A 13,752-nucleotide genomic window follows, 5' to 3' on the forward strand; every position below is an offset into this window, starting at 1 on the left:
GGATCACCGATCCTGTCGGTCCCGGCGGCTAATGTGTGTCGCTGTGCCCGCCCGAACTGATTTCCCCGGCGTCCTCGAACTCCTCACCCACGCGGTGGAGTCCGTCGGTGGTGCCGAACGCCCAGGGCAGGTCGAAATGGCCGACGCCGTCGGGCGTGCCATCCGCACCGGCGAGCACCTGGCCGTGCAGGCGGGCACCGGCACCGGCAAGTCGCTGGCGTACCTCGTCCCCGCGATCCGCCACGCCGTCCAGAAGGAGGCCACGGTCGTGGTCTCGACGGCGACGATCGCGCTGCAGCGCCAGCTGGTCGACCGCGACCTCCCGCGCCTGGCGAAGGCGCTGAAGAAGCCGCTGGGCCGCGAACCGACCTTCGCGATCCTCAAGGGCCGCCGCAACTACATGTGCCTGCACCGGCTGGATTCCGGCGCGCCGGACGAGCCGGAGGACGCCCAGCTCTTCGACCCGTTCGCGGTGTCGCGCCTCGGCAAGGAGGTCACGCGGCTGCGGGAATGGGCGTCGGACACCGAAACCGGCGACCGCGACGAGCTCGTCCCCGGCGTCACCGACCAGGCGTGGCGCCAGGTTTCCGTGACGGCGAAGGAATGTCTCGGCGCTTCGCGCTGCCCGATCGGCACGGACTGCTTCGCCGAGAAGGCCCGCGCCGAGGCCGGCCGCGCCGACGTCATCGTGACCAACCACGCGCTGCTGGCGATCGACGCCCTGCAGGGCTACCAGGTGCTGCCGGACCACGACGTGGTGATCATCGACGAAGCCCACGACCTGGTCGACCGGGTCACCTCGGTCGCCACCGGCGAGCTGACCAGCGCGATGTGCGCGTCGGCCGCGCGCCGCTGCGGCAAGCTGATCGACGCCGACGTCGCCGACGGCCTGCTGGAGGCGGGTGACGGGCTGGCGCTGATCGTGGACGACCTGCCCGCGGGCCGGCTGGACGAGCTGCCGCGGCCGCTCCAAGGCGCGATCCCGGCGATCCGCGACGCCGCGCACGCGTGCATCACCGCGCTCGGCTCCGACCGCAAGGAGGACGTCGAGGGGGCGACGGCGCGCAAGCTGGCGCGCTCGCTGCTCGACGAAGTGCACGACACCGCGGTCCGGCTCCTGGAGGCGTTCGACGACGACCAGGCGCACCAGCGCGACGTCGTCTGGCTGTCCGGCGACAAGTTCTCCTCCAACCCGCGGCCGCCGGCGCTGAAGGTGGCGCCGCTCGGCGTCGCCGGCCTGCTGCGCGAGCGCGTGTTCAACCAGCACACGACGATCCTGACGTCGGCGACGCTCACCCTCGGCGGCACGTTCGACACCATGGCGCGCCAGTGGGGTCTCCCGCCGGCCGCGGCCCGCGTCGAGCAGGCGCCGGGGGCCGCGACGGAGAAGGAAGTGCCGTCGGACGCCGACAAGGGCCCCAAGTGGACCGGGCTGGACGTCGGCTCGCCGTTCGACCACAAGCGCAACGGCATCCTCTACCTGGCCAAGCACCTCCCGCCGCCGGGCCGTGACGGCCTCGCGTCGTCCACAATGGACGAACTGGCGGAGCTGATCGAGGCCGCGGGCGGGCGCACGCTGGGCCTGTTCTCCTCGATGCGCGCCGCCAAGCAGGCCACCGAGGAGATGCGCGGGCGGCTCGACTTCCCGATCCTCTGCCAGGGCGAGGATTCGACGTCGCTGCTGGTCCAGAAGTTCTCCGAGGACGTCCGCACGTGCCTGTTCGGCACGCTGTCCCTGTGGCAGGGCGTCGACGTGCCGGGGCCGTCGCTGCAGCTCGTGGTCGTCGACCGGATCCCGTTCCCGCGCCCGGACGACCCGGTGTCCTCGGCCCGCCAGCGCGCGGTGGAAGCCCGCGGCGGCAACGGGTTCCTCACCGTGGCGGCCACGCACGCGGCGCTGCTGCTGGCGCAGGGCACCGGCCGCCTGCACCGCTCGGTCACCGACCGCGGGGTGGTCGCGGTGCTGGATTCGCGGCTGGCGAACGCCCGCTACGGCGGATTCCTCCGTGCGTCGCTGCCGCCGTTCTGGCCGACGATGGACCCGAAGGTGGTGCGCGAGGCCCTGCGCCGGCTCGACGCAGCCGCGCCCGCGTGACGCGGTCCACAGGACCGACCGGTACGGTGAAGCAACCCCGGTACCAATCCGGCCAAAAGCAGGCCGCCCCCCCACGGGGGACGTAACCGCCGCTACGGAAGTCATGCGGCCGTGGCTGTGGTCGGATTGGTACCAGCGGCACAGCAACAAGGGAGCACCGGTTGACCCAGGATTCGTCCAGCGCACAGTCCCGGACCGTCAGTGTCGACGACACCGGCGTGCGGCGGCGTCTCGCGGACGGCAGCGAAGAAGCTGTCACGTGGGCCGGCCTGTCGTCGGTGATGGTCCGCGTGATCCCCGACGGCCCGTGGAACGAAGACGTGTTCTTCATGCTGGTCGACACCGAAGGCAAGGGCACCGCGGTCCCGAGCGGCGACCCGGCGGCCGACGCCCTGATCGAGCGCCTCCAGGCCTTGCCGGGCTTCGACAACGAGAAGTTCATCGAGGCCATGACGACGGACGCCGACCAGGCCTACGTCGTCTGGGAATCCACCCAGAACTGACGCGACCCCCCGCGTAACAGATCCACCACCCCCGTCGACTGCGAAGGCGATCAGCTCTTCGGCACGGCTTTCGCGGTGGCTCTGGTGGCCGCGATCACCGGTGCGGGATCGGCTTCGGCCAGCGTGACGGTGCTGTGTTCCGGCAGTTCGTACGCCACCTGCATCGCCGGCGGCCACAACTGCACGAACTACGCGGCCTACGTGCTGTCGGCCGTCAACGGCGCGCCCACCCCCGCCTACCAGCTGGGCAACGCTTGGCAGTGGGCCGCGAACGCCGCCGCCGGTCAACGGCTCCCCGGCCGTCGGCGCGATCGCCCAGTGGGACGCGAGTTCGGGTGGCGCCTCGCCGGACGGGCACGTGGCCTAGGTGGAGGCCTGGGACGGCACCAACCTGGTCATCTCCGAAGACAACTACGCCACCGGACCGTTCCGCTGGCGGGCCATCACCGCCGGCGACGCGCAGTGGCCCAGCCACTTCATCCACTTCAAAGACCTCGCATCCGCGGGGCAGAACCGCGTCTCCGTCCTGGCCCCCGACAGCGAGGTCTACGCGAAGGACGGGCTCAGCGGCGGCTGGCTCGGCCAGGGCACCCGGGCGATCGCCGTGTCCGACGGCGGCCCACGTCAGGCGCTGCTCAACTCCGATCACCAGGTGTACGCCAAGGACGATCTCGGCGCCGACGGCTGGCTCGATCAAGGAACGGCGGCCGTCAAGGTCGTCGTCGGTCTCACCGGCCAGCTGGCCATCCTCACGCCGGACAACTAGGTGTACGCCAAGGACACGCTCGGCGCCGGCGGCTGGCTGAACCAGGCGGCGCAGGCGACGGACGTGGCCGTCGGGCAGACCCGCATCGCCATCGTCACCCCGTGCGGCGCCGTCTACGCCAAGGACCACCTCGGCGCGGGCGGTTGGATCGACCAGGGCGCGCAGGTCCTGAGCCTCGCCGGCTGACGGTCAGACCGGGAACTCCTCCGTCACCGGGATCCCCTTCTTCAGCGTCCGGCTCACCGTGCACAGCCGCTCGATCGCGCGATCCACGGCGCCCGCCAGCGCCTCGCGCTGGTCCGCCGCCAATGTCGACACGTCGACGTCGAACGCGACGTGCACGGCGTCCAGCTCCGAGGCGCCCTCACGCCGGTCGGCGGTCACGCTGACGCGGAACTTCGAGTCCTCGCCGATCCGCCGCGTGATCAGCTCTTCCGCGGTCACCGCACTGCAGCCCGCCGCCGCGATCTGCAGCAGCTCCGCGGGCGAGAACGCCCCTTCGGCGCCCGCCCGGCCCAGCCGGACCTCCGCGCCCCGGTCGTTGCGCCCCACGAACGCGTGCTTGCCGTCGCGCTGAACCTCGAGTCCCATGCCCGCTCCAACCGGCTCAGGGACGCGCTTGTTCCGGCGCCCACTGAGCGAGAACCGTGATCGTGCCCGGGTCGACCTCGGTGAACCCGGCGTCCCGCACGGCGATGACGCGGTCGCGCCGCCACGCGCCTTCCGGGTCGTCGCCCGGGTGCAGTTCCTTCCACTGCACGGGGCTCGCCGTGCGCACCGCGGTCCGGTAGCCGCGCGCGGCCCAGCCGGCCTGCGCGGCGTCGTCCAGCAGCGCGGCGAGGATCATCGTCGCGTGGCCGACCTGCGCCGAGGCCTTGCCGACGGTCATCGGCACGTGCGGGTTGAGCAGCAGCAGCGGGACGCCGTCCGGGATCGGGCCCGGCTCGTCCGGCGGCAGCTCGCTGCCCGAGATCTGCAGCCGCGCGACTTCCTTGGGCGTCTCGGTGACGAGACCGGGGACGAGGGCCCGCGCCTCGGCGCCGTCGACCTCGACGGTGACGCCCGGCAGCTCCTGCACCGCCGCCCAGTGCGCACCCCGGGCCCGCCGCGCGACCTTCCGGATCCGGTTGTCGAGCCACGCGTGCATCGGCTCGGCCCACTCGCCGCCGGGCTCGGCCCGCTCGTCCAGGCACACGGCCAGCGCGGCCGCCGCCGCGGCCTCCAGCAGCGGCGTGCGGCCCGGCGGCTCGGCCCGTTCGATGCGCAGGATGACCGGCATCGCGCGGACTTCCTCCGGGAGCTCGTCGGAGGTGTCTGACGTGTCTTCGGCCGGCAGCCCCAGCCAGAAGGCGTAGCGGGCGCCCAGCGGGTCGAGAACGCTGCTCACGGACGCATCAGCTCGAGCCCGTCGGCGGCGTCGGCCGCTTCGACCTCGCCGCGGGTCAGCCCCAGGACGAACAGCACGGCATCGAGGTACGGGTGCGACAGCGCGGTGTCGGCCACCTCGCGCAACGCGGGCTTGGCGTTGAACGCGACGCCCATGCCGGCGGCCGAAAGCATGTCGATGTCGTTGGCGCCGTCCCCGACCGCGACGCACTGCTCCAGCGGGATGTCGTACTCACCGGCGACGCGGCGAAGCACCTTCGCCTTGCCGGCGCGGTCGACGACCTCGCCGACGACCTTCCCGGTGAGCTTGCCGTCCACGATCTCGAGGTCGTTGGCCGCCGCGAAGTCGAGGCCGAGCTCCGCCACCAGACCGCCGATGACCTGCGTGAACCCGCCGGACACCACTCCGGTCTTGAACCCCATCCGCTTGAGCGTGCGGATCGTGGTGCGGGCGCCCGGGGTCAGCTCGATCGACGCGGCGACCTCGTCGATGGCCGTCGCCGGCAGGCCCGCCAGCAGCGCGACCCGCCGTTCCAGCGACTCGCTGAAGTTGAGCTCGCCGCGCATGGCCGCTTCGGTGATCTCGCGGATCTCCGGCTCGACCCCGGCGTGCGCGCCCAGCATCTCGATGACCTCGCCCTGGATGAGCGTCGAGTCGACGTCGAAGACGACCAGCCGCTTCGCCCGGCGCGTGATGCCTGCCCGCTCCACGGCGATGTCGACGCCCGCCTCGACGGCGGCATCGGCGAGCTCCGAGCGCAGCGCGGTGTCGGCTTCGGGGGTGTCGCGGTCGACCGAGACGTACAGCTCCAGCCCGGTCACGGGGTAGTCGGCGACGCTGCGGATCGCGTCGATGTTGGCGCCGAGCGACGCCAGCCGGCGGGCGACCTCGGAGAAGCCCCGCGCGGTGACCGGACGGCCCAGCACGACCAGCACGTGGGTGGAGTCGCGGCGGCCGAGCGCGAACGGGTCGTCCCCGATCGCCGACCCGATCTTGACGTCGACCGTCATGCCGACCGACGCCATCGCCTGCTCGACGTACTCCTGCAGGCCCTCCGGGTCGCGGTAGACCCCGGCGAGCACACCGAGCACCAGCTGCCCGCGGATGACGACCTGCTCGACGTCGAGCACGTCGACGTCGTGCCGGGTCAGCACGGCGAACAGCACGGACGAGACGCCCGGCTTGTCGGGACCGGTCGTCGTGATCAGGACGGGGGTCTGGGTCACTGGTCATCCCTCGTTCGGCAACGCTGCACGGTCAGTCTGCCGGTCCGGGGTCGGACATAAGTAGAGCGCGTGCCCGGCTTCACAAAAGCCGGGCACGCGCTCACTCGATCAGGTACTTACTTGTCGCCCTGCTCACTGGCGTTGTCGTTCGAGTGGTCGCCCGGGATCACCGCTTCGGTGAGCACCTGCGACGGCGCCGCGTGGCTGTTGACCTTCTGCTTGCCGAAGAAGCCGATCTCGCCCTCGCTGTGGAGGCGCTCGATCATGTGCGGGTAGTGCAGCTCGAACGCCGGCCGCTCGGAACGGATCCGGGGCAGCTCGGTGAAGTTGTGCCGCGGCGGCGGGCAGGAGGTCGCCCACTCGAGCGAGTTGCCGTAGCCCCACGGGTCGTCCACCGTGACGATCTCGCCGTACCGGTAGCTCTTGAAGACGTTCCAGATGAACGGCAGCGTCGAGGCACCGAGGATGTACGCGCCGATCGTGGAGATCGTGTTCAGCGTCGTGAAGCCGTCACTGGTCAGGTAGTCCGCGTACCGCCGCGGCATGCCTTCCGCGCCCAGCCAGTGCTGGACGAGGAACGTGCCGTGGAAGCCGATGAACGTGGTCCAGAAGTGCCACTTGCCGAGCTTCTCGTCCATCATCCGGCCGGTGATCTTCGGGAACCAGAAGTAGATGCCGGCGAACGTGGCGAACACGATCGTGCCGTAGAGCACGTAGTGGAAGTGCGCGACGACGAAGTAGCTGTCCGACACGTGGAAGTCGATCGCCGGCGCGGCCAGCAGGATGCCGGTCAGGCCGCCGAAGAGGAACGTGACGATGAAGCCCATCGAGAAGATCATCGGCGTCTCGAAGGACAGCTGGCCCTTCCACATCGTGCCGATCCAGTTGAAGAACTTGATGCCGGTCGGGACGGCGATCAGGAACGTCATGAAGGAGAAGAACGGCAGGAGCACGGCGCCGGTGGCGTACATGTGGTGCGCCCACACCGCGACGGACAGCGCGGCGATGGCCAGCGTCGCCCAGACCAGGCTCTTGTAGCCGAACAGCGGCTTGCGGCTGAACACCGGGAAGATCTCCGACACGATCCCGAAGAACGGTAGCGCGACGATGTAGACCTCGGGATGGCCGAAGAACCAGAACAGGTGCTGCCAGAGGATCACGCCGCCGTTTTCGGGGTCGAACACGTGCGCCCCGAGGTGCCGGTCCGCCAGCAGGCCCATCAGGGCCGCGGTCAGGATCGGGAAGGCGAGCAGGATCAGGATCGACGTCACCAGGATGTTCCAGGTGAAGATCGGCATCCGGTACATCGTCATGCCGGGCGCGCGCAGGCAGACCACGGTGGTGACCATGTTGACCGCGCCGAGGATGGTGCCGAGACCGGAGACCACCAGGCCGGAGATCCACAGGTCCGCGCCGACGCCCGGCGAGTGGATCGCGTCCGACAGCGGGGTGTAGGCGAACCAGCCGAAGTCGGCGGCGCCACCCGGCGTCAGGAAGCCCGACAGCACGATCAGGCCGCCGAAGAGGTAAAGCCAGTACGAGAACGCGTTCAGCCGCGGGAACGCGACGTCCGGCGAGCCGATCTGCAGCGGGAGCACGAAGTTCGCGAAGCCGAAGAGGATCGGGGTCGCGTACAGCAGCAGCATCACCGTGCCGTGCATGGTGAACAGCTGGTTGTACTGCTCCTGCGAGAGGAACTGCTGCCCGGGCCGCGCCAGCTCGGTGCGGATCAGCATGGCCATCGCGCCGCCCGCCATGAAGAAGGCGAACGACGTGACCAGGTACATGATCCCGATCTGCTTGTGGTCCGTCGTGCGGAACAACCGCAGCAGGTACGAACCCTTGACCGACTCGCGCGCGGGGTACGGGCGCGTCGCGATCGGCTTGGGGGCTACGGCCGTCACTCCTGCCTCCAACACTGAAACCTTGTGGTGGTCATCGTCCGGCCTCCGGGGCCCGGGAACACCCGGTCCGGCGGCTTAGGGGGATCGTAGCCCTCGCTACCGACAGTCGCGCGCACCGGCTGGCAAGATCGGGCCGTGACCGACGAACACACGCGGGGAGCGGTCCGCGCGGCACTGGCCGTGACCACCCGGCTCGGCCTGCCCGAGCACGATCCCGAAGTGCTCCACGAGCGCTCGAACGTGCTGGTGAGACTGGGTCCGCTCGTGGCGAGGGTGCCGGCGACGACGGCGCTCGCCCGGCCGGAGCCGTCGGCCTGGCTGGCCCGCGACGTCGCCGTCTCGAGGTTCCTCACGGACCGTGGTGTGCGCGTCGTCTCACCCACCACGGATCCCCCGGCCGGACCCCATTTCGCGGCCGGGCTGCCGGTCACGCTCTGGCACCACACCCCGCACGATCCGGGCCACCGGTACGCACCGGACACCGTCGCGCGGTCCCTCGCGGAAGTGCACTCGGCGTTGCGCGGGTACCCGGGCGAACTGCCCCGCCGCGGCCCGCTCGACGACCTCGAACGCATCCTCGCGCTCCACGGCGACGCGATGGACGGCGCGGCACCCCGGCTGGCGGCCGAGGCCGCGCGCGTCGAAGCCGGGCTGCCGGACGCCGCCGGCCGCCCGCTGCACGGCGACGCGCACCCCGGCAACCTGATCGCGACGCCCGGCGGCCCGTGCTGGCTCGACTTCGAGGACACCTGGCACGGGCCGCTCGCCTGGGACCTGGCCATCCTGGCCCGGCAGGGCGGACCCGAGTACCTGGCCGCCTACCCCGGCTCGGCGCCCGCCGAGGACCTCGCCGCGTGCACGCGGTTGCGGGAACTGTTCGCCGTCGCGTGGCGCTACGTCATCGCGAAGCGGTTCCCGCACCGGCTGCCCGAAGCCCGCTCCGCGCTGGCCGCCTACTTCTCGTGAGTCTTTTCGTGGGTCTTTTCGTGGGTCGCCGGGTACCAGGACAGGATCGCCTCGACGACGCCCGCGGGGTCTTCGAGCGGCGTCAGGTGCCCGACGTCCGGGAGCACCACGAGCGTGGCGCCGCCGGCGGCTTCGGCCATCTCGCTCGCCGCCGCGACCGGGGTGATCGGGTCCGCCTCGCCCACGACGACCAGCGTCGGAACGCCCGCTTCCCGCAGCAGCCCGAGGGAGTCGGGCCGGGTGCGCAGCGCGAGCGCCGTCCACGAGATGCCGGCGGGCGGCTGGGATTCGATGATCGCGCGGACGGTCTCGACGAGCTCGGGCCGTCCCGTCCGGGTCGGTTCCGCCAGCAGGTTCGGCAGGTTGACCTCGGCCAGCCAGGGCTTGATGCCTTCCCGGTCGACGCGCTCGGCGACGTCCAGCCTGCTCTGCGCGGCCTCGGGCGTGTCGGGCGTGGCCTTGGTGTCGATCAGCACGAGGCCGCCGACCCGCTCCGGCGCCAGCCGCAGCACGGCCATCGCGAGGTAGCCGCCCATCGAGCAGCCGCCGAGCACGACGCGGTCCAGGTCCAGCCGGTCGAGCAGGGCGACGACGTCCCGGGCGGCGTCTTCGAGACTCGGTTCCCGGTCGGACTCCGGCAGCGGCGAGCGGCCGAGCCCGCGCTGGTCCGGTGTGATCACCCGAAGGTGTGAAGCGAGGGGCTCGCGCACCGCGTCCCACATGCGGGCGTCCAGGGGAAAGGCGTGGAGGAGGACCAGCGGCAGTTCGGTCATGCGGGCCATTTTGTCGGACCCCCGGGCTAGCTTCGCCGATGTGTTCACCGACATCGAAACCGACCGGCTGCTGCTGCGTCCGCTCCACGAGGCGGACCGGCAGGCGATGGTCGACATCCACACCGATCCCCGCACCAACCGGTTCCACCCCGACCCGCCCGACGTCCCGCGCGCCTCGGCGATGTTCTCGGACTGGCTGGCGCACTGGGCCGACCACGGCTTCGGCTACCCCGCGGTCCTCGAACGCGGCGGCACCGAGGTGATCGGCATGTGCGGCGTCCGGCTGCGGGAGTTCCACGGCGAGAAGGTGCTGAACCTCGGCTACCGCTTCCGGCCGTCGGCGTGGGGGAAGGGGTACGCGGTCGAGGCCGGGCAGGCGGTCCTCGAGTGGTGCGCCCGCGACCTCCCGTCCGTGCCGGTGCTGGCGAGCGTGAGCATCGCGAACAAGCCGTCGCTGCGGGTGGCCGAGCGCCTCGGCTTCACGGAGTACACGGAGGAGATGTACGACGGCGCGATGTCGCGGCACTACCGGCTCTGAGCCGGGCTCGTTGTTTGACAACTCCAGAGCGAAGGATCACCGGCGCCGGGTCGGCCGCCGCCGGGCCCGCGCGTCCCAGCAGGCCCGGTGCCAGTGCCGCCGGTCGGCGACGGACCCGGTCTCGTCGGCGGGCCAGACGACGAGGTGCGGCGTCCCGGGCCGGATCTCGTGGTCGCAGCCGGGGCAGCGGTAGAACTTGGTGGCCTGCGCCCCGGGCACGGTCCGCACGAGCCAGTCACCATCCGCCCCGGCCTCGGCCCGAGCCCACCCGGTAGCGGCACCAAGCTCCCGCTCAGGCGACGGCCCACCGTCCGAGCGGCGGCCGGGACGGTTGCGTCGAGGCACGAACCCACGTTAACGGCCACCGCTCAGGCCGACCGCCACCGGTCCGGACGCCTCCGGGTCGGCGGCGAGCCCGGCACCTGTCGGCCCGGCCCCACCCGACCTCGCGCCCCTGGCCTGGCAGCCCACGGCCGACCGCCACCGGTTCGGACGGCTCCGGGTCGGACGGCTCCGGGTCGGTGGCGGGCCCGGCACCTGTCGGCCCGGCCCCACCCGACCTCGTCGCCCCTGGCCCTGCAGCCCCCTGGCCCAGCGCCTGCCGACCCGGCCCGACCCCGGCGCCCCCTGGCCCGGTCGACCCCTGCGCCCCTGGCCTGGCAGCCCCTCGCCCGGCAGCCTTGGCTCGGCACCTGCCGACCCGACCCCGGCACCCTCTGGGGCCCAGCAGCCTCTCGCCCAGCAGCCCCTCGCCCGGTACCTGTCGGCCCGGCCAGGCCCCGGCACCCCCTGGCCCGGCAGCTCGGCCCGGCCCGCCCGACCCGGCGAGGTCCAGGTGCCGCCTCGCCTGCCCGGCCCTGCAAGGTGGCCCCGCCGGCCCATCTCCCGCCTTCGTGGGCACCTCCACCCGGCGCCGATCGGCAACCTGGCCCGCCCCCGCCCAGCCCCGCGAGATTCCGAGCTGTACCCGGCCCACCCGACCTCATGCCTCCCTGTGAACCCAGCCCCGTCGGCCCACCCCGCCCGGGTCTCCGACCCGCCGCGTTCCCAGGCAACCCGGCGCTACCACCGCGCGTCCCAGGTCACTCGGTCCCCGCGCGCCAAGGCCACCCCGACCCCACGAGGTCCGCTACCCGCGGCCGTCCGGCACCCCTCGTGGCCGCAACCGCCCGCCCCGCGAGGTCTCAAGCCACCCGGTCCGCCACCCCGCGCCCAACCCCCAGCCGGCGCACGATCTCCTCGTGGCCGAGCCCCTCCCACCCGAGCCGCCCCAGGGTGCGCCCGGTCCGCCGGAAGTCCTCCCCGCCGAGCACCGACATGATCGTGATCGCGGCGTCCACCACCGGCGTCGCCACTCCGGCGCACCGCGCGAGCGCCTGCAGCGGCACCAAAGTCGACCGGATGTCCTCGGTCAGGAACCGGTGGTCGAGGCTGGTCGGCGCGGCGATCGTCCGGTACGGCTCCACCGTCCGCAGCGCGTCCAGCAGCGTCGTGGCCGGGCAGCCGTAGTACCGGTCGAGCACCTCGGTCATCGGCATCAGCCGAGCCCCGTAAGCCCGCGCGACCAGCGCGAACTCGGCCTCGGTCCGCTCCAGCAACGCGATCGTGCGCGCCGAGACGCCGTCGACGTAGAAGAGCAGCTCCTCCGCGCGGTCGATGGTCCCGAGGTTGGCGAGCGCGATCGGCACGTGCGCGACCGCGCCGAAGTCGTGCAGCCCGCGTTCCACCGGGTTGCGCGCGACCTCCAGCACCGGGAACCACTCGCGCAGCAGTCCGGCCCGCCTGCCGACCGCGGCCGGGGTGCTGCCGGAGATGAGGTTCCACTGCTTGGCGCCCAGCACGGTCACGCCGTCGGTCCCGGCCGGCCGGGCGGCGAAGAGCGCGTCGGTCTCGACGACGTCGACGTCCGGTGCCCCGGCGGCGGCGAGCGCGTGCGCGAACTCGACGCTCCCGCAGAGCTTGCTGGAGAACAGCACCACGACCTGCCCCGCGCTCAGGTGCGGCGCGAGCCGGGCGGCGACCTCCGGGTAGACGGTCGTCACGGTGGCGATCAGCACGACGGCCCGCCCACCCAGCCCCGCGGGGTCCGAAGTCACCTCCCGCAGCGGGAACCGGCCCTCCAGCGCACCACGCGCGACGATCTCCCGGCGGCGCGCGATCCCCGCCACGGCACCGAGGTCCCGCGTGTAGAGGTGCACGGGCAGCCCCCGCGCGGCGAGGTGTGCGGCCACGGCCCGTCCCTCGCCGCCGGCCCCGACGACCCCGATCCCGTTCAGCACGCTCATTCCGCCCACTCCCGTCAGTCCGGTACGCAGTGGACAGGTCGGCACCCGCCGGGGGAAAGTTCCCGCCGGGGCACGTTCCCGGAAACCGGGATCCGTCAGCCCTGGGCGAGCGCGAGCGGGACCAGCTGTTCGGCGGTGGTCAGCGACCCGTGCTGACCGACCAGCGACGACTCGACGGCCTCCGCGAGCCCGCGCACCATCCCGAACCGGTCCCGGGCCGCGGCGACGACGTCCCCGATGCGCGGCAGCACCCGGTCGCTGACGGTGTGCCCGAACCACCCCTCGGCGACGGCTTCCTCCCGCGAGCGCACCCAGGCCCGCTCGCCGAGCACGGCCCGCCAGGTGGCGAGGACGTCCGCGGCCGCGCCCGGCTCGGTGTAGACGTGCCGGGCCCGCACCTCGCCCCCGAACGTCCGGACGCCTCCCAGCAGCTCCGGCTCGTCCTCGAGGTCGAGCTTGTCGTCGACGGTCACCATCCCGTGGTCGGCCACGACGGCGAGCAGCGCACCGGCCGGCAGATCGTCCACAATGGACTCGACGAGCCGGTCGACCTGCCGCAACTGCATCCGCCAGGCCGCCGAGCCGGGTCCGTAGACGTGGCCGAGCAGGTCGAGTTCGCTGTGGTAGGAGTAGCAGAACGCGCGCCCGTCGAGCACGGACAACGTCCGCGCGGCGAGGTCGCCCAGCGCGTGCACCCCGGCGTAGCGCGCCCCGCTCTGGGTGGCCCGGGTCAGCGCGGTGTCGGCGAACTTCCCGGCGGACACCACCGCGGCATCGATCCCGGCCGCGGCGGCCCGCTCGAACGTCGTCGGCAACGGCTGGACATCGCGCGGCGGGAGGGCGCCGCGCAGGTCACTGCCGTCCTCGTGGCTGCACCAGCGCAACGCGTTGAGCACGCCCACGCCGGGCATTTCGAAGGTGTAGCCGACCATCCCGTGCTCACCCGACGCGAGCCCGGTACCGATCGCAGCCACCCCGGCGGCGGTGGTCGACGGAAACCCCACCCGCAGCGACTCGCGGGCGAGTTCGGTCAGCACGGGGGCATCGGCGGCGTGCTCGGCGAGCAGCTCCCGGCCGAGCCCATCGACGAGCAGCACCCCGGCACTACGCGCCTCCGGTAGGGCAAGGGTGTTCCCGCACCCAGGCACCCCGAGCGCGGCAAGCAGGGACGGAACGACCTGGCCGAGATGAGGAACATCGGCAAGCGAAGGCGGCTGCACGCGCCCAGCTTCCCACCGCCGGCCACTCCCGGCGGCCCGAGCGCCAAATCCCCGGCCGACGCCCAGCTCCCCAACCACCGCGCGGCCCG

Annotated in this window: 15 protein-coding genes; 6 read left to right on the forward strand and 9 right to left on the reverse strand. The window is 72.5% G+C overall.

What is annotated here, in order from left to right; translation table 11 throughout:
- The first annotated feature begins 43 nt into the window (after positions 1–43).
- Together ACLJQM_RS17120 and ACLJQM_RS17125 are read left to right on the forward strand one after the other, a co-directional pair.
- Positions 44–2,095: an ATP-dependent DNA helicase gene (locus tag ACLJQM_RS17120; RefSeq protein WP_410631998.1), complete on the forward strand. Its 2,052-nt coding sequence runs from the start codon at positions 44–46 to the stop codon at positions 2,093–2,095.
- Between the two features lie 161 nt (positions 2,096–2,256).
- Positions 2,257–2,598 carry a hypothetical protein gene (locus ACLJQM_RS17125; protein WP_247019234.1) on the forward strand — a complete coding sequence of 114 codons (342 nt, stop codon included), beginning with the start codon at positions 2,257–2,259 and terminating at the stop codon, positions 2,596–2,598.
- A 50-nt stretch (positions 2,599–2,648) separates the two neighbouring features.
- On the opposite strand, the gene ACLJQM_RS17130 is transcribed toward ACLJQM_RS17125, so the two are convergent.
- Positions 2,649–2,783: a hypothetical protein gene (locus tag ACLJQM_RS17130; protein ID WP_410631999.1), complete on the reverse strand. Its 135-nt coding sequence runs from the start codon at positions 2,781–2,783 to the stop codon at positions 2,649–2,651.
- 182 nt (positions 2,784–2,965) lie between these two features.
- On the opposite strand from ACLJQM_RS17130, the gene ACLJQM_RS17135 reads away from it, so the two are divergent.
- Positions 2,966–3,364, forward strand: coding sequence for a hypothetical protein (locus ACLJQM_RS17135; protein ID WP_410632000.1), 399 nt, complete (start codon positions 2,966–2,968; stop codon positions 3,362–3,364).
- On the forward strand, positions 3,365–3,550 hold the full coding sequence (locus ACLJQM_RS17140) for a hypothetical protein (RefSeq protein WP_410632001.1): 186 nt from the start codon (positions 3,365–3,367) through the stop codon (positions 3,548–3,550).
- A 3-nt stretch (positions 3,551–3,553) separates the two neighbouring features.
- Here the strand turns inward: ACLJQM_RS17140 and ACLJQM_RS17145 are convergent, their stop codons facing one another.
- The 4 genes from ACLJQM_RS17145 to ctaD form a co-directional block, all read right to left on the reverse strand.
- Positions 3,554–3,955 carry an OsmC family protein gene (locus ACLJQM_RS17145; protein WP_247019230.1) on the reverse strand — a complete coding sequence of 134 codons (402 nt, stop codon included), beginning with the start codon at positions 3,953–3,955 and terminating at the stop codon, positions 3,554–3,556.
- Between the two features lie 16 nt (positions 3,956–3,971).
- On the reverse strand, positions 3,972–4,751 hold the full coding sequence (locus tag ACLJQM_RS17150) for a peptidyl-tRNA hydrolase (RefSeq protein WP_410632002.1): 780 nt from the start codon (positions 4,749–4,751) through the stop codon (positions 3,972–3,974).
- Positions 4,748–5,977 carry a phosphoserine phosphatase SerB gene (serB, locus tag ACLJQM_RS17155; RefSeq protein WP_247019227.1) on the reverse strand — a complete coding sequence of 410 codons (1,230 nt, stop codon included), beginning with the start codon at positions 5,975–5,977 and terminating at the stop codon, positions 4,748–4,750. Before serB ends, ACLJQM_RS17150 begins: the two co-directional genes overlap by 4 nt.
- Before the next feature lie 116 nt (positions 5,978–6,093).
- Positions 6,094–7,881: a cytochrome c oxidase subunit I gene (gene ctaD / locus ACLJQM_RS17160; RefSeq protein ID WP_247019225.1), complete on the reverse strand. Its 1,788-nt coding sequence runs from the start codon at positions 7,879–7,881 to the stop codon at positions 6,094–6,096.
- 135 nt (positions 7,882–8,016) lie between these two features.
- Here ctaD and ACLJQM_RS17165 point away from each other — a divergent pair, with 135 nt between their 5' ends.
- The gene (locus ACLJQM_RS17165) at positions 8,017–8,847 is read left to right on the forward strand and encodes a phosphotransferase (protein ID WP_410632003.1); all 831 of its coding nucleotides are present in this window, start codon (positions 8,017–8,019) and stop codon (positions 8,845–8,847) included.
- Here the strand turns inward: ACLJQM_RS17165 and ACLJQM_RS17170 are convergent.
- Positions 8,835–9,620 (reverse strand): alpha/beta fold hydrolase, encoded by a 786-nt coding sequence (locus tag ACLJQM_RS17170; protein WP_410632004.1) that lies wholly within the window; start codon positions 9,618–9,620, stop codon positions 8,835–8,837. The genes ACLJQM_RS17165 and ACLJQM_RS17170 overlap by 13 nt on opposite strands.
- On the opposite strand from ACLJQM_RS17170, the gene ACLJQM_RS17175 reads away from it, so the two are divergent.
- The gene (locus tag ACLJQM_RS17175) at positions 9,619–10,158 is read left to right on the forward strand and encodes a GNAT family N-acetyltransferase (protein WP_410632005.1); all 540 of its coding nucleotides are present in this window, start codon (positions 9,619–9,621) and stop codon (positions 10,156–10,158) included. The genes ACLJQM_RS17170 and ACLJQM_RS17175 overlap by 2 nt on opposite strands.
- A 36-nt stretch (positions 10,159–10,194) precedes the next feature.
- On the opposite strand, the gene ACLJQM_RS17180 is transcribed toward ACLJQM_RS17175, so the two are convergent.
- The 3 genes from ACLJQM_RS17180 to ACLJQM_RS17190 all read right to left on the reverse strand — a co-directional run bounded on the left by ACLJQM_RS17180 (position 10,195) and on the right by ACLJQM_RS17190 (position 13,663).
- Complete coding sequence (locus ACLJQM_RS17180) at positions 10,195–10,503, reverse strand: hypothetical protein (protein WP_360765538.1); 309 nt, start codon at positions 10,501–10,503, stop codon at positions 10,195–10,197.
- An 839-nt stretch (positions 10,504–11,342) separates the two neighbouring features.
- Positions 11,343–12,443, reverse strand: coding sequence for an NAD/NADP octopine/nopaline dehydrogenase family protein (locus ACLJQM_RS17185; RefSeq protein WP_410632006.1), 1,101 nt, complete (start codon positions 12,441–12,443; stop codon positions 11,343–11,345).
- Positions 12,444–12,538: 95 nt separating this feature from the next.
- Entirely contained in the window at positions 12,539–13,663 is a 1,125-nt protein-coding gene (locus ACLJQM_RS17190; protein ID WP_410632007.1) for an alkaline phosphatase family protein, read from the reverse strand.
- Positions 13,664–13,752: the final 89 nt, after the last annotated feature.

The sequence above is a fragment of the Amycolatopsis sp. cmx-4-83 genome (assembly GCF_046548815.1).
GTDB classification, from domain to species: Bacteria; Actinomycetota; Actinomycetes; order Mycobacteriales; family Pseudonocardiaceae; genus Amycolatopsis; species Amycolatopsis pretoriensis_A.